Raw genomic sequence first — 18,096 nt, forward strand, 5'->3', positions numbered from 1 at the left:
AAAATCAAATAATTGATAAGTCGCATCGGGAGATTTCAATTTCTTTAAAAGAGGGGGAATATGCTTCCAAATCCATTCAGCACCGTCAGCAACTAATAAAACTTGTTTTGCTTGACTAATTCCCAAACTAATCAGATGCATTTCTAAAATTGGCAAAAAGCCTTTATAGTCTTCATAAGTGCCATCATTTACAATGTTTATTTCGCCATTTCTAACTTTTTTACCCTGTTCATCAACCACATAAATTGTTAATAATTTTGGCTCAACCCATTCCCCTGTAAAGCCGTGCTTGTTTGTTTTGAGATTTTTTCTACCTTTTTTATTAATCCTAATTCTACTCCTGCCACCATCTACAGCAATCACAACTCTCTACACTTTTGCAGAATGTCCTACCAGTGTGCGTAACAATATGCGATCGTTAAGCCGCCAAAGCTCGATCGTCTTGTCCGCACTGCCACTGGCTAGGATCTGCCCATTTGGGCTAAAAGCAACAGATAATACTCCTTGAGAATGACCTACGAAAGTGTGTGTTAGCACTGCACTTTCTTTTCCTGATTGAGTGTCTAGCTGCCAAATTTTAACAGTGCCATCATTGTCGCCACTAGCTAAAGTTCTCCCATCTGGATTAAAGGCAACAGACTTTACAGCAATACGGTTCAGTTAAGGCTGAAAGACTGATTAGTGATATGAAATTTAAGAGCTTTAACTGGTTGTCCAGTACCTCTGTGTGTTGGCTTTTTAGAACGAAACTTTGATACAGGTTTTTTCACAACTCTGGGGTTATTACGTGAAACTCGTTCAGGTAATAAAGTATCTAAAATCTCTAGGGTTAGCCAATCGAAAAAAAAGGGAATTCTTCTGGTTGTAAGCGTTGAAACTTAGGAAGGGCACGACGGATGACTCGTAATGTTCCTGTAAAACCCAGACGTAATGGTGGAACAGAGGCACTGGTTGCAGCTTGAAACATTAATACCCTGACTGACCAATGCCCCAACAACCAGCCGTATACCTCTTGCACGACTTCCCGTGGTTTTTGGGAACGAACGTGAGTTTTTCGTCCTAAAAGGTGTATTTTCAATTCATCAATTGTATTTTCTACTTCCCAACGCTGATGATACTCTCTGGCTAACAACTCGGCGGGGAATTTTTCAATATCTAATAGGCTTGTAATCAAGCGATATGTAAGTTGTTCAGTAGGGTTTTCTGGATGTTCAATTGTGTATTCAATCACTCGTAGGAGTATTGGTTGACAACCTTTTTTTCTAAGCTTGCCCGATGGATAAATATATGACAGGTAAGAGCCGTCTTCTAAAGGTTGTTCTGCGAGAAATTTCACATTGGCAGGAATTCTTCCTAAATAGTCACATCCCTTAGACACTGTTGTCTTCACCATTGCATATGAATGCAATCCCCTATCCCACATCAATAACATCCCTGATTGTACAGAGCGTAATAATTTCAATGCCCGCACTCGTTCTCCGATGCGATATGGACACTCTTATTGCATCAAAGATTAAGTGCGTTCCTGCTTCTACTAATATGACTAATCTAACTTTGGGAAATGCTGCTTGTGTACCTGGACGACTACTGGGGCGACCAAAAACTCTTGCATTTTCATCGCTGTCTGGGACATCGAAACAAGTACCATCAATGACTACAATTCTTAGCCCATTGAGAAATGCTCCTAATGTCTCTTGTGTCGCCATTGGTCGTATTAACTGATGAAATAATTGGCTCATTACCCTTGCACCTAATCGCTGTCGGGCTTGTGTAATGGCTGACTTACAAGGTACTCGCCAATATTTACCAACCTTAACCCATGATTCACTTAGTCCATCAATTAAGTTTTTCAGTACATCACGCATCGAGTCTTTAGACCAAAGACTCATTGCTATTAGCAGACTAACCACTAATTGTGCTGGTAGCGATCGCCTGTTCGATGGCAAAAGCTGGAATCGCTGTCTCGATTGCTTTCAGTACGTCACTACTTTGTATATCTGGAGACACCAATAAGAAATCTTTGAGATGCACCACACGCTCATTTTCATTCTTGGGACAATGCTTAATTTACACGACTTTCAGCCTTAACTGAACCGTATTGTATCCTGTACTCCAATTCTTTTTCCTAATGCTAGAGCAAACATCGGATCATGACGTAATTCTTCATGGTCATTTAAGTCTTCGTATCCCATGACTAACCCGTATATTCGTTGTCTAATTAAGTTTTCTATTGAATGGTCAATTCGATTTAGCTGGCGGTAATCTTGGAAACACTGTGCCAACTGTGATGTGATTTGCAGTTTTCTATCTATTTCAGCAATTAAGTTTAACCCAGCATCGGATATTACCAGCCCCCCATTGAAATTAACTACGACTGAAGGTGATTTTGGCTGTTCAAATCTGAACTGTTTTGAGAGCGATCGCGTTGCGGGTCGGTTCATCGGTTGAAATTGCTGAAATGCTTATCATATATACATTTTAGCAGTTCTAAACTACGCTTTTTTCTGAGTTTGTGAGAAATCCGGGAATAACTCTACTACATCGGCTCTCTCTTCATCCTCTTATTTTGGCTAAGGTATTGATGGTCGAACAAGATTTCTGGGACACAATGGAAACGAGCAAATGTCCCTCAAGTCATTGCTCATAGCTCTGCTTACCTCAACCACTCATACACAGCAAAAGCACCCATAGATACCTGAAGATATTGTAGAGTCTAGCCCCCTTAATTAATTGCATTGGTATAGGTACAGGAATAACAGCTTTTGGGGGGAAGGCATAAAATTCCCCATCGTGGATAAAATAGTCTGTCCAACCGTTGTTCTCACACCATGTTTGAATTTGCTTCTCAATTAATCTAATCATTGTAATTATTTGGTTAGCTAACGGGGCGACAAAAAAGGCTAGGATACAGATAAGCTAATCGGCATTTAAGCTGCATAATATAAATGCAGAACCGATTGAAAATAACTATGCCACCACCAGCCAAAAACTTTTTAACTTCGGAACAAGTTACTCAGTTGCAGTAAGCTCTTAGCTCGACTTTATCCATTTTTTGGCAACACTCAAGCTGACGCTGAAATCTTTGTGGGGCGGTAGTTTTACTTTTTTGATTTCACCGAGAATAAGTGACATCGAAAAAGCTTTTGCTAAAAAGCTAGGATTTTTGCCGTATCAAGAGAACCAAGCTCTGAATTTTGGATAAAGTCGAGCTGAGATGTGTTTGGTAAAATTTAGGTAATATTATCAATAGATAGGTCTTCTTGACAAAACTAGACCTATCTTTTTCTACCAATGTATTGACCGTGAATACTGACCATATAAGGAACAAAATAAGTCAAACTTCCAGAAATCCAACGCTCAGATGTCATGTGACCAGTCAAAAGTGCCCAACCATGATTGATTGTGAACAGGAGAGATCCTATAAATAGCGCTACTTTAAAAGCAGTTGGCATTAATTGATGATCAAATAAGCTCGATATGTATTGTCTTAGAATGTTCCTATGCGTCATTCTGTAACTTTCCTTGAAGTAGTAATTAGCAGCAGTGAAAGATAATAATGTTGTTGTATTGTGAATATCTCATTAAACTTTTCTAAGCATAGGAGCATTTAAATAAGCTTGAGGATTTTCAGGATCAAATTCCAAACCATTAAAAAACTTCTCTACACCTCGTGATGTACTTGGTGGAATCGCTTTCTCCTGACCGATCAATTTTGCGGCTTCTCGCCACAAATCTTCCCGATTTACAGCCTCAATTAAAGGTTTAGTCTGAAATTCTGGGGAACGATACCCCCATCGCATATCTTCAATCAAAAACCACAGATCGTGGCTTTTGTAAGGATAGGAAGCATTTTCACGCCAAAACTTAATCGCATGAGGACTATTTTCCACGACGCGGCCGTTTCCATAATCAAATTTGCCTAGTAAGCGATCGCCAAGTAAATCACTTTTGATTCCCATCCACTGGCGCTGTGAGAGAATCTGAAACATTTCCTCCTTATTTTCAGGGCGATCGCACCACATCTGAGCTTCTAAGACAGCAGCCAGCATTGCCTTAGCCGCCTTGGGATGCTTATCCACCCAATCACCACGCATGGAAAAGGCTTTTTCAGGGTGATTGTTCCACAACTCCCCACTAGTCACAGTCGAGTAACCAAGCTTCTGTTTAATCAAACGATGATGCCAGGGATCGACCACACAAAAACCATCCATCGTTCCACCGCGCATATTAGCTACCATTTGCGGCGGTGGGACAACAGTCAGCGATACATCTCGTTCCGGATCGATACCACCGTAAGCTAGCCACCAGCGCATGAAAAAATCTCCTGTTACCCGTCGATAGGGAATAGCAAAGCGCGAGATTTCTCCATTCAACGCCTTCTGAGCCAAAGCTGATTTGAGAGTAAAGCTGTCTAAACCAAGGTTTAACTTTTTATACGTATTAGCAAGTGAAATACCTTGTCCATTCAGATTCATCCGAGCCAGGATGTACATCGGGATTTTACGACCGTATGTAATCTCTCCCGTAGCGATCAGGTATGTCATAGGAAAGAGTAAATGGGCACCATCCAAGCCACCATCGGCTGAACCTAACATTAGTTTGTCGCGGACAACAGCCCAAGAAGGCTGCTTATTTACCTGAACATCAGGCATACCATACTTAGCAAAAAAGCCCTTGGCTTTGGCAATGACCAAAGGACAGCAGCTACTCACAGAGATGAAGCCCAATGTAGCAGTTTTAACTTCAGGAGTATCGCTATAACCAGCATACACACCTGAACTCAACTGGTTAACAGTGGAGCTAAAAGTAGCACGATGGGTGATGGTTTGAGTCAGTAGTGCTGCTGCACCTGTCGTTGCTAAAAATTTGCGTCTGGAAAGTTTTGCCATATTGATTTATCTCTTGAAAGATATATACACTTTGATGCGTTCTTTTTGAGCGTTATCCTAGTGGGAACAATATCGCACGGCTCACTGCTATGCATCTATAGCGCCCTTATGCGTGTCTACAGCCAAGATTGTGTCACAGAGTCTGAACGGCTTTAGGCAAAATGCTGGCAACTTGACTTTCTATATATTTAACTTGCTGCTGTCTGTACAGGAATTGCATTATTTCATGACGGAGTGAATGATATTTAGTACTATCCATAATCTCCGTTGGGAACCGAGGATGTTCAAAGGGCACTTCCAAAACTTGATCGATGGTTGCACCAGGGCCATTTTTTAACATCACCACACGATTAGAGAGCAATAGTGCCTCATCCACATCATGAGTAACCATCATTGCAGTGATATCGTTTGTATTACAAATATGCATTAACTCAGTTTGTAGAGAACTACGAGTTAGAGCATCCAAAGCTCCAAACGGTTCATCTAAAAGTAGCAGCTTGGGCTTAATCGCTAAGGCTCGTGCTAGCGCCACTCGTTGCTTCATTCCCCCAGATAGTTGTGTTGGTTTTTTGCGAATGGCATCTTTCAGCCCCACCATTTCTAGAGAATGAGCAATTAGCTGATGGCGTTCTTTCTTGGATTTGTAGTGCATTACCTTATTAACAGCTAAGGCAACATTTTCCCAAGCAGTTAACCAAGGTAAGAGAGAATAGTTCTGAAACACCATCATCCGATCAGAACCAGGTCTGCGTACTAATTGACCATCAACTTTTACATAACCTTGTGTTGCTTTTTCTAATCCAGCCACAATATTCAGTAAAGTAGACTTACCACAACCAGAATGACCGATCAGAGAAACAAAATCTCCTGTCGTGATTGTTAGATTAATGTCTTGGAGGACAATATTTTTGCTACCATCTGACAGTTTAAATTCCTTTTCGATCCCTTGGATTTCAACAAAAGTAGACATGTTTATATTCACCTTATGTACTAGACATCTCCGAAAAAAATCAAAGCATTGGTATGACTAGGATGTAAATGCAATCATCGTAAATTAGCTAGTATGTACTATAAAATCCCTAGCTATCTAATTGGCAGACAAAGCAGGTAAGCTGAAGAAAGCACCTACCAGCAGTTAAAAGCTAATGATAGTAAAGTTGCCGCACCATCGCCCACAATGAAAATTCAATAATGCCAAACGAATAATTTGAAAATGTTCGTTAATACAATGTGTCCATTGTGGGGCAGAATTAGGGCTACACACACCAAGGTAAATGGGCTGCCTTCATCACTCATCAGTCAACATTTATTAGCTAATAACCCTTTTAATTAGAAACAAGTTATCCCTTTGAGAAGGATGAAAGTTAATTTTCAAATATTCAATTGAGTGTGAGAATACTTTTAAAAAAATTTTCTCCTTGGTAAAGAATAATTGCAACATTTCCTGCCAAACCTTAACATCCAAAAGTTTTTTGTCATGATACAACATTGTAACTAAACCAAGGCTGACGAAACTCAAAATAAAGGTATAAGCTATGATCATACCTAGTAGACGAATTAGGTAATTCTTGGTTATACTTTGAAAAACATCATATGCAACTGTTTTATGTTCAATCTCTTCAGCAGCATGCCACTCAAATAATTCCTTCATTATAGGTTCTGCTTCTGCAAATAATTCTTCTTTCAAGGTAAGTTCTGCTATAACATTTGTAAAATGCTCAACGCCTGCAATCATCGCTAGCTTGAATTTTATACTCAAGTGATGTTCACAGACATTAAAAAGAATAAAGCGTAAGAAGCGAAGATATGTATCGAATTTATAACCTTGTTGCCAGAGGTTATGCCAAAATTTCTCATGCTGAACAGCATGTTGTGCTTCCTGACCAATAAAAGCTGAAGCTTCTTGTTTTAATTGGACATTTTCAATCTGCTTGATCTGTCGTTTGATAGTTCGTAGCATGAATTGTTCGCCATCGGGAAACAGCAATGTAATACTGTTGAAAAAGTGGGTTTTGAAGGGGCTATTACTATACCAATATCTATCAATTTGTTCAGGAAAATTAAAATTTGCATGTCTAACAGTTATTTGACACATAACAATTTATGCTCCATAAGATGTCCGCGGAATCTGCCACTTAATCTAGTCAAACTCAAAACCATCAATCACAGCCATACAGCTACCCTACCGTAGGTTTTGTCTAGCGTAGCCGGATCTGGATCGTAATAATCGCCAAGAGGTAAGCGCTGATCTAGCGATCGCCGAAACTGTTGTCGCTTGGCTACTATGTTTTCTCAAAGTTGTTGTCTACTCTAGCTTGGAAGTTTTCTCTGCAAGCAGGTTATTCTTGTGGAGTAAATTTAAAGGATAGATAAGCCATCATCTTGTCTAGAATTAGACCAACTCCACCCAAGTAAATAATTGCCAAGATGATTTCACTAATATCTGAGTTGTTGTATGCATCTATGATAAAAAAGCCAATTCCGTCATAAGAAAGCAACATCTCTGCTGCAACAACGGCTAACCAAGATAGACCGAGTGCAATCCTTAATCCTGTAAAAATGTAAGGAAGTGTAGCAGGTAATAGGATTTTAAAAAAGTTCTCAAAAATTGTAAGTCCCAAAATCTTGGAGACGTTGCTGTAATCTCTAGGAATCAGCTGCACACCCAAAGCAGTATTAAGGATAATTGGCCAAATTGCCGTGATAAAGATGACAAAGATGGCAGAGGGATCGGGTTTGAGGAAAATAGCCTGAGCCAGAGGTAGCCAAGCAAGAGGGGCAACCGGACGCAATAGCTGAATAATCGGGTCGATTGCTTCTCTGCTAAATTTATTCAGACTAATGATAAAACCAACAGAAATGCCTACTATTATAGCTAATGAGTAACCAAAAGCCACTCTTTCAATGCTAGCAAGAATCATCCAGAAGAAGCCTTTATTATTGCCTCCCTTGTTGAAAAAGGGATCTCTAATCAAGTCCCAGTTCTCAGTTATCACCTGCAAAGGAGAAGGCAACGATGTTCCAGCATTTAAGCTGAGTAGATGCCATCCAATTAACAGAATTGTAATCCCAAAAACAGGTGGGAAAATATGCTTAACCTGTTTATAGAAAATCAAATTTTTAGTGTTGATAAACATTTAGGGTAATCCTCTCATCTAAAAGTGATTTAATATTGAGCTACTTTGGACGCAAGCAAAAAGAAAAGCGATCGCTCTCACCTTCAACCTAAACTAAAATCATTATTTTGCTAGCTTTTGGCTGTTGCGATCGCTTAAATACCAGTGGGTAGACGGCTTCAAATCAAAAGAATAAGTTATGCAATGCCTACAGCAAGTTCTTGAAAACGCTGATCGAGCATTTGCGAGACTTTCAAAATAAATCCGTTGTCGAATTGAGATAACATCGACGATGGTTTGTCGTAAGCAATATGAGTTTTACCTTCATAATCTTCATACACCAGCAATCTTGGTGGAACGTAAAGACCAACTCCAGGATTTTGTTCAATCATTTGGTTTGCTATCAGTGGATTACCAATTAAGTAGAGTCTGATCTTCTTGGGTTTACCCATAAGAGATAAAAGCCCACCTAAATTAAGCGTAGCCATTCTCATGAAACCGTTTTCACCTAACATTGATTCAACAACATTTTTAACCTGTTCAAAAGGAGCTTCAGCAGCAACAAGCTCTTCAAAGACGCTGTATTTCCCATCACCAACTACAGACTCGAGCGCATCTATCACTTCTTGAAATGGCTTTTCTGAGGATACAATCACGCGTGTAACTGTATAATTAATAGTCTGTACGCGTTCGTTTTGAATTTTTACATCAATAGTTGTCATACATTTCTCCTGAATTTTCCTAGTAGAGAGCTTTGAATTGAGCAGGTTGCATACTTGCAATGAAAAAATCGAGCATTTTTGCAGTTTGCAGATTAATTATTTTTCGTTGCGTTTAGAGAATATTTGAAAATTTTTCTAGCGTGTGTTTCACTACCCTAGCTACCGAGAAAGTGCTACAAGAGGAGCGAAGTTTTGGGATTTGAGATCGTGCCCCTGAGTTCCACTTGAGGCTGAAGCTGACCCTTTTCAAACAAGCTCTAAGAGAGATTCCACCTCTTTAGGGATGCACTCAGTTAGCAAAGGGATCGAAGCATGACCTTGGATAACTTTTTGGAGCAAAATTTTGTCGTCTAATCCACCTAATTCATTCGTATGAACTGATACAGCAAAAAAACCTTGAAAATTCTTATCCTTAGGGCCAAACTGATGATAAACTTCGCCATGAAACCGAAGAACAAATATTACATCTGGAGGAAGTTCAACAATAGTCATTTTATCAACGAATATTTGGGCATCTCGCTTAATTTCATCAGGATTTGCACTACTGAACTTAAGCACAGCACCAAACTCACCAGTAACAGCAATGATTACTCTATGTCCTACATGCCGATGAAAAACTAAATCTTTCTCAACCCCAAAAGTATATATTGTTGTTAAATCATCTTTTTCCCAATCTGTATTTGCAATTTTTGCGCTTGGTTCGTTATATTCTTCAAGAAAATTTTTGTGCTTTTTTTGCCGTTCTAAACCATTATAAACAATCTCTTTTCCTACTCCAGATGGAAGCTTTGCTACTACAAAAATCTCTATTGGTAAACGATTCTCACCACAATCAATCATCAAATTTTCATCTGACAAAATGATACGTTTGTTAGTCTTTAACATTTTAGGTTACATCCTCTACTAAGATTACAATCAAGCGATTAATAAACAAGCCAATCACTATGTCGTGTATTTCCTACGCCTTGGAAAAGCAAATTATCTTACGCACTAATCTTGATGATGCGCGTTCTCAGTCCCAAATGCTTCTGCTCAATCATCTGAGTCTTTCGCTTACTTACCGGCTTTGTGCTGCGTTTAGAACCGATTCGATTGCAAGGAGCAAAGCGATCGGTGTCAGCACCTTGTTGAGTACTGCCAAATCGGTTGTAAGGGAATGGTGCAGCAGCATTATTGATGTCAAAGTCTGCTTGTTTAGGGTATAATGCGGCAGCTTGATTACCCAAGAAGCCAGAGTAGAGGTAACCGTAGCATACATTCCGAGCAGCTATCACTTTGTTTGCATCTGAATAACTCCCAGGACCACTAGTGAGGTAGTCTTCTCTAAAGATTACATAGTTCGGGCCTGCAGAGATGACGGTACCGGTCTGAGGAGCTAACAGACTATCTGGTGGAATCACTAGTATGGCTTTATTAATTTGCTGTGCTAGTGGAAATGACTTGTTGTTTGCTATTGATCTTTCAACAAGGGTAAGCTCGCTGGGACCAATAGCTCCATTGTGAGCCCGAATGGCTTTGATAACACCAAGACTATAAGAATTGGAGTTGTTATCGTCACCAGCTTCAACAGCTGCTTTAAAAGGATCTGTTGTAGTTGGGGCGCTCTTTGTAGCCGCAGCGTTAACGACGATATCGGTTATTCTTGGGTTAGGGACTATTGCTCCATTGTTAAATGCTGTTTGTGTATAGTCAGCGGCGCTGAGATCAGGAATTGGGTTCTTGACGAAAGTATCAAGAGGAGGCCGTGTAGGTCCACCTGGATAGAGTTGAGCCCCGTTGTTACACCCTTGTGCCATACCGTATCTTGCACGTACACTAACTGTGCTATCAGTAAATATGGTAGCGGGGGTTTTGTTTTGTGAGGGTTCATTACCATTAGAAAGGGTAGCAGCCTCTCCGCTAACATCACCCGGAATAACGCGTATGATAGGTACGTCTGGACCAAAATGACCCTTGGCATTTTTGACTTGTTTCCAGTTGACAGGATCGCCTAAGGCTGGGTTTCCTCTCAACATCCGGCAAGCTACTTCTGTACTCATGCTAGGTTCGTAATAAGTACCGTTGGCAAATTTGACATTGGTAGCTAATACAATGTTAAGGTTGACTCCATTGACAACAACATAGTGTAAACCAGTGATTGGGTCGATAACTGGCTGGTTGGTAGCTGTGTTGATAATGGTATTGTTGCGGACAGTTGTATTAGCACCAAAGGTTGTACCTATGCCGTCGGTAACTGCAAAATCAACACGTTGACCTAAGGCGATATTTCCATTAAGGAACGCTCCACGACCAAAACCACTTCCAGTAATTATATATCTGTAAGGGGTGTGCAAACGGTTGGTATACTTCCAAAGTTCACTATCGTAACCAAAACCTGGATTACTTATGGGATTGTTGTCATCAAAAATGCTGGAAACTAAACCTGAACCCGCACCAACGATTGCAGGATTAGTATGTGCAGCAAATGCAACACCAACGGTCAATGTCACACCAACGGTTAGTGCTGCAATAGACACTGTTTTGCTCAGACGATTAAAATCAACTAACATAATTTCTGTTTAAGAATGTTTACTCAGCTTTTGCAGAGATTACTATTTTGGTAGTGTTGCAAAAAGTGTATTACAACCGTGCAGGCAGTACCTGAGAGAATTCTTGCAACGCTACCAGTATTTGAACAACTGAAAAGGGCATTGGGTATTGCCCACCTTACTAACGAGTTAGGATTAATTATGCCGAGCGGTTGAAATCTCGCTTGTACCAACCCAATTGTGTAGCCTTGATTGATACCGATAGCTCTTGAATTCGTTGCGTGTCCGATCAACTGAACTATTACTAGGCTTACCAAGCAACCGAAGTTTGTGCATTAATTCTGCAATCAACATTACTACCCCTGTCAACAGCAGACGTACAATTTGGGAAATGTTGCTGGGTTTGAGCAAGCCTATTAGACCAAATCCTTTCCATTGCAACATAATAAACCAAATTACTATATAGAAACAGTAGGCTCTGAGTCCTGCAAAAACATTAAGTTTTCCAGGCTCTAATTTCGCATTTTCCAGAAAGTTATCAAAGAATTTATCTGGATGATAACCCCAGATCAACTGGTCAGCTCGCAGCTGATCCATAAATCCGATGTTTGTCCCGCGTTCAGCCAAACAGGTAAGTTGTTTGAACGTATGCGCCCAAAAGCTACTATTAATTTTGAAAAATATCAGAGCCAACCTGGAAAAACGTAAGTCTAAGTGCCACTTACCAACGTACAATGGTACAAATGTATTAAACCATACCATATAGTTGCCATAAAGACGCCAACTCATGATGCTAGCGTTACCAATCTGGCTTTCTTGATTGCTGACAGCAAGGTTCATAAAGCGAGCAACGGCAAGATTAAAGTCATGGTAAGCTTCACGTTTCTTTTCAGCATCTTTTTCATTTCCCAGCTTGGCACGAATAATCTCAGTTACAGACTCAATTGCTATGCAAGACATGGTTGTTCCAGTACTATAGAGCGCGTCAAAGTTACTGGCTGCATCCCCTATGACATACCAATTGTCAGCAGAAAACATCTTTTTGCTTGTATGAGCGATCTTAGGCCAGTAGTTAAACTCAATATGCTCACCACTCTTGAGGAGTTGGTAAAGTAAATTATGGTTGGCCTCTATAAATGCATAAAACTTGTCTTTCGTATTGACCAATTCAGATGGAATAACATCTGGATGATGAATCAGTCCAACTGATAACTCTTTTGTTTGGGTGTCAACGGGAATCATCCATAACCAGTGACCTTTGCCCATCCAATGATTGGTAGCATAATAACGACTTTCCAAGGTCTCTGTGGAATACACACTGTTGTCAAAAATACTGCGGTCTACATTCTTGACTAACACCCATCCCGAACTTGGTTTAATATTAACAGGTAGCTCTTTCGGATTCAATAAGAGGTTATCAGTTTTGCGTCCAATGATAAACTTGCGACCTGCTGCATCAATTAAGTGTTTTGCTTTTAACTGTATATAATCATCGTGGAGTTTAACCTTAACACTATTGAGTTCATCTCCTGGAGTTAAGTCTAGATCGACAACACGACCATTATAAAAATGCGCTCCCATCTGCTTGTTCATTTCTAGCAAATCTAGATCAAACTTCAAGCGATTCAAATGAAAAGATGGAATTGTTAGTTGTCGGTTAACCCAGATGTTGTAATAGTCATCCAATGATTCTGTTTTGTCTACATCTTTTGGCCAATGCCAGTTAAGACCTGCTTTATGGGTATGCTGTTCTAGTAGATAATCATGGAGACCTAACTCACTAAAGAGAAACATAGACGCCGCTTCTAAGGTTGATTCACCTGGCCTGTGCTTGACTTCAGATGGATCTTCAGAACGGGGATCAATGATAGCAATCCGGATATTAGGGACTTTGAGCAATAAATGACGAGCTTGGCAGACGCCTGCATATCCTGCTCCCATAATCACGACATCGTATTCAAGTGTGCGGTCAATAGTTTTCATTGCTGTCCTCTTAGTAGCTTAAAAGTTGAGTAATTATTAAATCAAAAATCTAATTACAGATGAGATACGAGCGATAGTTGCACCATAGAGACTCGACTGGTGTTGCTCCAATATTCGATAGTCTTTTCCAAGGTAAGTCTGTACTCTCTACCGCATTAGTAACTAATTTCGATAGAATTGCATTAGCCAATTCTACGTGGGCTGCTGGTGTACCTAGTATTCTGCGGAACTTTGCAGCACAAGCTGCTCCTTGCGCTAAGGCTGGTAGATAAGCTCCGGCGGCGGCTCCTAAAGCTTCTAGAGTTTCACTTTCCACACCACCAATAGAACTGCACGCATAGCCAATACCACACCACATATCTGGCTGTCTATTGGGAGAAAAATTAGCAATTGTTGTTGGAATATGGGTGACATCACCAGCGTCTATCAACCAAATACTCCGGCCTAATCCTTGGTCAAAAATACGACCAATGTAGCCAGAGAAATGTTCGGGTCTTGGTTGACCATAGAGAAAGTCTTGCCAGTGAAGCATACCAGATTGAAAGCCATAGCCATCAGCGATCGCCCACACCCGTAAAGGATTAAATGGCTCTAAATAGGATGTGATGAATGGCTCTAGGGGTAAGCGATCCGTCGCCAACAACACACCTACTCCCAAAAACACCATAGTTTGGTAAGCTACACTGGTGTCTGCGGCAAAAGCCTCTACTCGATTGAATTCTCCAGGTGTGCATAGATCCTGTTTAGCAAGTGCCATGCCAACGCCCTCTAGGGCAAATCCGAGTAATTCTGGCTCTGTTGTCTGCAATTTGGCTAAATTTGCCTTTGGTTCCTCACCAGCAGCGATTAGCTCATTTATGCCCATTATAGTTCGCCTGACTCTGACAAATCGCTTCTTCTTTGCCGGGTCAAGCGCATCAATACCTCGTTTCTCTCTTGCCTCCATTAGTGAAGCTAGCCAAGAGTCCATTTGATCCTGTTGTGTCTTCTCTACTGTCTGTTCTGTATGTACCATTTTGATTCTTCTGTTTAAATCTTTTAGCTTTTGCTTATTTTCAAGTCAGTCAATCACGGGAAAAGAAACCAGATTTTCTAAGGGCTGAGGAATAAGCTCAAAACCAAAGGAGGGTTAAGCTAGTAAGGCAATTCTGCTCTGACGTAAGAGATGTATGCGGTAAGATTGCCAGCTTTCTTGGTCTGGTGTATCCATTGCGGTGAACAGACTGTCTAACATTTTGTCTACAGTCTTTGCTGCTGCTTCAGCTCCCATCCCGCACATAACTTCACAAGCTAATTCTGTATAAACGGCTGGGTTGCCAATTAGTTGACGAGACTTGGCAGCTATTGCGGCTGCTTGAGCCAAAATCGGATGATAAGATCCCGCAGCTATTTTTAAAGCTTCCAAAGTTGGCCGTTCGACACCGCCAGCATAAGCACAAGCGTAACCAACTCCTCCCCAAAGGTTGCTCTGTCTTTCTATTGGAAAAGTAGCGATCGTTTGCGGAATAAGAGTAACATCAGTACCGTCAATAAACCAAATACTCCGTCCCATTCCTTGATCGAAAACTTCGCAAGCATAGCCAGAAAGTACTTCAGGTATGGGTTGACCTTGGAGATAATTTTGCCAGTGGGTAAAACCATGCTGAAAGCCATAGCCGTCGAGTACTAGCCAACTCTGGGTGAGGCTAAGTGATTTTAAATAAGGTTCGATAGGCAGCTTTTTTCTGCCCAGCATCAAACCTAAACCTACATACACAAAGTTCTCATAAGCGGCCCCAGAACCTTTGACAAAAGCTTCTACTCGGTTCTGTTCGGTAGGTGCAAGGACATCGAGTTGCGCTAAACCAGTGCCTACCCCCTCTAAGGCAAATCCGATCAAATCTGCTGAAAGTGTGTTTAGTTTAGGAAGAATTGCCTCTAGTTCGTCAGTAGTAGTTGCTACTTGGTAGCCCTGACTGTAAGTGCTATGTATTTTGCTAAGACGTTGCGCTACCTCGGACGGTAAAGGGGGAACTCCACGTAGTTTTCTTGTTTCGGATATAATATCTTGGGTCACTTTCATTTTCCTAATTTGATGACTTGAATTATTGACGCCGATCGATTTTGGTGAAGAAGAAATTAGCAAACCAAAACTCAAGTTCTGCTAGCAAAAGCAGGGCTATTCTGCTTCCAGTTTTCGTTTAACGCTCCTAGTTTGAGAAATTGGAGTTGACTCAGCAGCTTAAGAGACTGCTTCAATAAGCCCATACTTGATAAGCTGAGGTTTTCAATCCCCCAAACTCGCTTCCACTTGTTAATAAGAGCGCGAATTCGTTGATCGTAAATAGACAAATTTTCTGCTTCCCAACATCCATTACCCTGCGCCAGATTTTTAGTAACAAAATCAGCAGCAATTTCTCCGCCATTCATCCCAATTGCCATACCATTGCAAGAGAAGGGATCGAGAAATGCCACTGCATCTCCCACTACTAAAAATCCATTGCCAGAAAATCTTTCATATTCCCAGTTATGATTTATGACTGGCGATGTGGGAGTGACTTTTTCGGCTGTTTGAATAGCCTGGGCTAGAGGTTTCCAATTGCTGACAGCTTCCTGAAATATTTTGTCCCAATTATTATGATTGTGGCTGTCTTTTTCTCCTTCTAGAACAGCCATAATACTAACTCGCTTGTCAGCAATGGGCATAGCTAGAACATAACCCCGATCTAAAGTGACGGCTAAAATACCGTTATCAGGAATAACTTCAGTGAAACTAGATCCAGTAAATTGGGAAAAAACTGCGATATGGTTATCGTGGTTTTTCTCTTTGCTGTTTGATCCTAAGCGATGTATTAGCGGTGTTTCCTGGCCTCTAGTGTCGATCACTACTCTGGCACTATATTCAATATCTTCATTAGGGGTGCGACACTTGATACCTGTAACTTGGTTATCTGCAAAGATAAAGTCTTTGACGATCGCAGTTGGTAGGTAAGTAGCACCCTGTCCCACAGCACGTTCTATCAAAACTTTTTCTAGAATTTCCCGATTTAGGCTCATGCCATAATGGCTACTAGCGCCTTCGTTCGGTTCAATGCCAATATGGTAGATAAAATTATCAATGGCTGAAACGAGGCGGATCGGCTTGGGTGCAGCGATCGCAATCCCGATTTCTTTCTCAATATCAAGCCGTGTCAACAGGTCACGACTAATACCATAAAAAGTTTCTGGGAGTTGCAGCTTTTGTTGAAGCCCTCGGTCAACGATCAGAGTTTCCCATCCCTTCCTAGCTAGCAAATTCGCCGCAGTTATTCCGGCTGGCCCAGCACCTACAACAATAACGTCATATACTTTGTTCACCATATTCTTCCTTCATGACTTTCTTTTGTGAAAGTATCTGAGTGCGATCGCTTTACTAAATACTTGTGTTTAGCTCAAAGATGCTTCTGGAATCCAAATACCGTGAAAACCATAAGGAACTCGCTGCGGGATCAGTACTCTAGCTATAGGTTCAGCAGTTAGATCCTGGGCGTTTAACACTAACAATTCCGAGGCTTGGATTGTACTGTCATAAACAAAGGTGATTAACCAGCCATCATCCTCAGCATTACTATTAGGGCGAGTGACAAAAACTGCTTCGCCACCATAACGACCCCCTCCCAACTCGTACACTTGGGAGGAGTTATTTATAAAGTCGTATTTCAGCAATCCATCAAAGCTAAATGCTGGTCTTTGCCCAGTTGCCATTTTTGCTGTATAAGCGTATCTGCATTGCCGTCCCAATCTTTGCGGATTTAAACTGGGAAAATCTGATGCTACATCATCTAATGCTTCTTCTCTGACTGCACCTGTGCGGAGATTAAAACGTAAGCGGTATAGCCTTGGTCGATCATCATTACTATCCTTGAATTTAGTAGGGATGTCAAGGCATGTTGTCCCACTCATTCGAGAGGCGATTAGGACGATTTCTTCTCCCACTTCATAGGCATTGACAGTATGAAAAATATAGCAAGAAAGAGCCTCAAACCAACGAATATCGCTGTTATCTCCATGACGAGTCAGAATGCCAAAGCGGCTAGCAACATCAGACTCAAATAAGTAAGCTGATTCCCCTCGCATGATTCTTTCCATGCTAAAAGTTAGGGGCAGATACATGAAAATAGTATAGTTTTCAGTGATAGCAAAGTCGTGCATCATCACTGGTGCAGGGATGTCAATGGTAACAGTTTTTGTTAGCTCTCCTTGGGGTGACACAACGCTATATTGCAAATATGGTTCTGAAGTGACGGCGTAACCGTAGAACATCATTTCGCCAGTTTCGGGATCAATTTTGGGATGTGCTGTAAACCGAGATGCTAATTTACCTTGATAGTTGTATGGCCCAACTGTCTCTAAGTTAGGTACTGCAATTTCGTATGGTTCTGCTCCTTCCCAAAGAGCTAAAAGTCTTCCGCCATGCCAGACTAAAGCAGTATTGGCGGTATTTTTGAAAGGCCCAAACAGATTATTATCAGGAAGATCGAAGTTAGGTGGTTCAGTTGGGCCTTTCCAAAGCGATCGCCCTGCTTTTACTTCCATCTTCAAAGCTCTAGTTTGCACGTAGCGATTGCGATAGGAGGCTTTGCCGTTGTCGATTTGCACTCCATGTAACATTCCATCGCCATCAAACCATTGATGATTGCCAATGGGAGCAAATTTGGGATTTGGGCCATTGCGGACAAACATTCCAGATAAATCAGCAGGTAATTCACCGATTACTACGAGTTCATGAGTGGCGATCTCTTTTTGTACTGGAGCAAAGTTTTCTTGTAGGTAAGGACTGACTGTTGTTGTGACCATTTTTATTCTCTTTGCAAACTTAAATCAATCGTAAAATTTTGAG

The 18,096-nt window shown here is 41.0% G+C and carries 17 protein-coding genes and 3 pseudogenes; all 20 read right to left on the reverse strand.

Annotated features, from left to right (window positions below):
* Nucleotides 1-369 (reverse strand): annotated as a pseudogene (locus ACM0OX_RS23705) (ISLre2 family transposase); the annotation flags it as partial.
* Nucleotides 370-537: a WD40 repeat domain-containing protein gene (locus tag ACM0OX_RS23710; RefSeq protein WP_414517429.1), complete on the reverse strand. Its 168-nt coding sequence runs from the start codon at nt 535-537 to the stop codon at nt 370-372. It lies immediately after the preceding pseudogene.
* A 42-nt stretch (nt 538-579) separates the two neighbouring features.
* Nucleotides 580-660: pseudogene (locus tag ACM0OX_RS23715) on the reverse strand (hypothetical protein); the annotation flags it as partial.
* 169 nt (nt 661-829) lie between these two features.
* A pseudogene (locus ACM0OX_RS23720) lies at nt 830-1,946 on the reverse strand (IS4 family transposase).
* Entirely contained in the window at nt 1,903-2,034 is a 132-nt protein-coding gene (locus tag ACM0OX_RS23725) for a hypothetical protein (protein WP_414517430.1), read from the reverse strand. Before ACM0OX_RS23725 ends, ACM0OX_RS23720 begins: the two are co-directional and overlap by 44 nt.
* Before the next feature lie 50 nt (nt 2,035-2,084).
* Nucleotides 2,085-2,441 carry a transposase gene (locus tag ACM0OX_RS23730; protein ID WP_414517431.1) on the reverse strand — a complete coding sequence of 119 codons (357 nt, stop codon included), beginning with the start codon at nt 2,439-2,441 and terminating at the stop codon, nt 2,085-2,087.
* Between the two features lie 217 nt (nt 2,442-2,658).
* Nucleotides 2,659-2,862, reverse strand: coding sequence for a hypothetical protein (locus ACM0OX_RS23735; RefSeq protein WP_414517432.1), 204 nt, complete (start codon nt 2,860-2,862; stop codon nt 2,659-2,661).
* A 413-nt stretch (nt 2,863-3,275) separates the two neighbouring features.
* Nucleotides 3,276-3,509, reverse strand: coding sequence for a nitrate/nitrite transporter NrtS (nrtS, locus tag ACM0OX_RS23740; protein WP_414517433.1), 234 nt, complete (start codon nt 3,507-3,509; stop codon nt 3,276-3,278).
* A gap of 72 nt (nt 3,510-3,581) precedes the next feature.
* Complete coding sequence (locus ACM0OX_RS23745; protein ID WP_414517434.1) at nt 3,582-4,889, reverse strand: CmpA/NrtA family ABC transporter substrate-binding protein; 1,308 nt, start codon at nt 4,887-4,889, stop codon at nt 3,582-3,584.
* A 133-nt stretch (nt 4,890-5,022) separates the two neighbouring features.
* On the reverse strand, nt 5,023-5,859 hold the full coding sequence (locus ACM0OX_RS23750) for an ABC transporter ATP-binding protein (RefSeq protein ID WP_414517435.1): 837 nt from the start codon (nt 5,857-5,859) through the stop codon (nt 5,023-5,025).
* A gap of 339 nt (nt 5,860-6,198) precedes the next feature.
* Nucleotides 6,199-6,984 (reverse strand): metal-dependent hydrolase, encoded by a 786-nt coding sequence (locus ACM0OX_RS23755; RefSeq protein WP_414517436.1) that lies wholly within the window; start codon nt 6,982-6,984, stop codon nt 6,199-6,201.
* A gap of 244 nt (nt 6,985-7,228) precedes the next feature.
* The gene (gene ntrB / locus ACM0OX_RS23760; protein ID WP_414517437.1) at nt 7,229-8,026 is read right to left on the reverse strand and encodes a nitrate ABC transporter permease; all 798 of its coding nucleotides are present in this window, start codon (nt 8,024-8,026) and stop codon (nt 7,229-7,231) included.
* Nucleotides 8,027-8,202: 176 nt separating this feature from the next.
* Nucleotides 8,203-8,727: a DUF302 domain-containing protein gene (locus ACM0OX_RS23765; protein WP_414517438.1), complete on the reverse strand. Its 525-nt coding sequence runs from the start codon at nt 8,725-8,727 to the stop codon at nt 8,203-8,205.
* Between the two features lie 246 nt (nt 8,728-8,973).
* On the reverse strand, nt 8,974-9,612 hold the full coding sequence (locus tag ACM0OX_RS23770) for a hypothetical protein (RefSeq protein ID WP_414517439.1): 639 nt from the start codon (nt 9,610-9,612) through the stop codon (nt 8,974-8,976).
* Between the two features lie 98 nt (nt 9,613-9,710).
* The gene (locus tag ACM0OX_RS23775; protein ID WP_414517440.1) at nt 9,711-11,276 is read right to left on the reverse strand and encodes a hypothetical protein; all 1,566 of its coding nucleotides are present in this window, start codon (nt 11,274-11,276) and stop codon (nt 9,711-9,713) included.
* A gap of 174 nt (nt 11,277-11,450) precedes the next feature.
* The gene (locus ACM0OX_RS23780; RefSeq protein WP_414517441.1) at nt 11,451-13,238 is read right to left on the reverse strand and encodes an NAD(P)/FAD-dependent oxidoreductase; all 1,788 of its coding nucleotides are present in this window, start codon (nt 13,236-13,238) and stop codon (nt 11,451-11,453) included.
* 49 nt (nt 13,239-13,287) lie between these two features.
* The gene (locus ACM0OX_RS23785; RefSeq protein ID WP_414517442.1) at nt 13,288-14,253 is read right to left on the reverse strand and encodes a DUF1702 family protein; all 966 of its coding nucleotides are present in this window, start codon (nt 14,251-14,253) and stop codon (nt 13,288-13,290) included.
* Nucleotides 14,254-14,367: 114 nt separating this feature from the next.
* Nucleotides 14,368-15,300, reverse strand: coding sequence for a DUF1702 family protein (locus tag ACM0OX_RS23790; protein WP_414517443.1), 933 nt, complete (start codon nt 15,298-15,300; stop codon nt 14,368-14,370).
* Between the two features lie 71 nt (nt 15,301-15,371).
* A complete protein-coding gene (locus ACM0OX_RS23795) occupies nt 15,372-16,577 on the reverse strand; it encodes an NAD(P)/FAD-dependent oxidoreductase (RefSeq protein ID WP_414517444.1) in 1,206 nt (401 codons plus the stop codon).
* Between the two features lie 66 nt (nt 16,578-16,643).
* Nucleotides 16,644-18,053, reverse strand: coding sequence for a carotenoid oxygenase family protein (locus ACM0OX_RS23800; RefSeq protein ID WP_414517445.1), 1,410 nt, complete (start codon nt 18,051-18,053; stop codon nt 16,644-16,646).
* Nucleotides 18,054-18,096: the final 43 nt, after the last annotated feature.

The organism is Nostoc sp. PCC 9305 (assembly GCF_963920915.1).
Classification (GTDB): Bacteria; Cyanobacteriota; Cyanobacteriia; order Cyanobacteriales; family Nostocaceae; genus Nostoc.

Coding starts and splice junctions, on each gene's coding strand:
- ACM0OX_RS23780 (WP_414517441.1), bottom strand. CDS start 13,238: ATGAAAACTATTGACCGCACACTTGAATACGATGTCGTGATTATGGGA.
- ACM0OX_RS23730 (WP_414517431.1), bottom strand. CDS start 2,441: ATGAACCGACCCGCAACGCGATCGCTCTCAAAACAGTTCAGATTTGAA.
- ACM0OX_RS23800 (WP_414517445.1), bottom strand. CDS start 18,053: ATGGTCACAACAACAGTCAGTCCTTACCTACAAGAAAACTTTGCTCCA.
- nrtS (WP_414517433.1), bottom strand. CDS start 3,509: ATGACGCATAGGAACATTCTAAGACAATACATATCGAGCTTATTTGAT.
- ACM0OX_RS23785 (WP_414517442.1), bottom strand. CDS start 14,253: ATGGTACATACAGAACAGACAGTAGAGAAGACACAACAGGATCAAATG.
- ACM0OX_RS23745 (WP_414517434.1), bottom strand. CDS start 4,889: ATGGCAAAACTTTCCAGACGCAAATTTTTAGCAACGACAGGTGCAGCA.
- ACM0OX_RS23755 (WP_414517436.1), bottom strand. CDS start 6,984: ATGTGTCAAATAACTGTTAGACATGCAAATTTTAATTTTCCTGAACAA.
- ACM0OX_RS23770 (WP_414517439.1), bottom strand. CDS start 9,612: ATGTTAAAGACTAACAAACGTATCATTTTGTCAGATGAAAATTTGATG.
- ACM0OX_RS23795 (WP_414517444.1), bottom strand. CDS start 16,577: ATGGTGAACAAAGTATATGACGTTATTGTTGTAGGTGCTGGGCCAGCC.
- ACM0OX_RS23790 (WP_414517443.1), bottom strand. CDS start 15,300: ATGAAAGTGACCCAAGATATTATATCCGAAACAAGAAAACTACGTGGA.
- ACM0OX_RS23750 (WP_414517435.1), bottom strand. CDS start 5,859: ATGTCTACTTTTGTTGAAATCCAAGGGATCGAAAAGGAATTTAAACTG.
- ntrB (WP_414517437.1), bottom strand. CDS start 8,026: ATGTTTATCAACACTAAAAATTTGATTTTCTATAAACAGGTTAAGCAT.
- ACM0OX_RS23775 (WP_414517440.1), bottom strand. CDS start 11,276: ATGTTAGTTGATTTTAATCGTCTGAGCAAAACAGTGTCTATTGCAGCA.
- ACM0OX_RS23735 (WP_414517432.1), bottom strand. CDS start 2,862: ATGATTAGATTAATTGAGAAGCAAATTCAAACATGGTGTGAGAACAAC.
- ACM0OX_RS23765 (WP_414517438.1), bottom strand. CDS start 8,727: ATGACAACTATTGATGTAAAAATTCAAAACGAACGCGTACAGACTATT.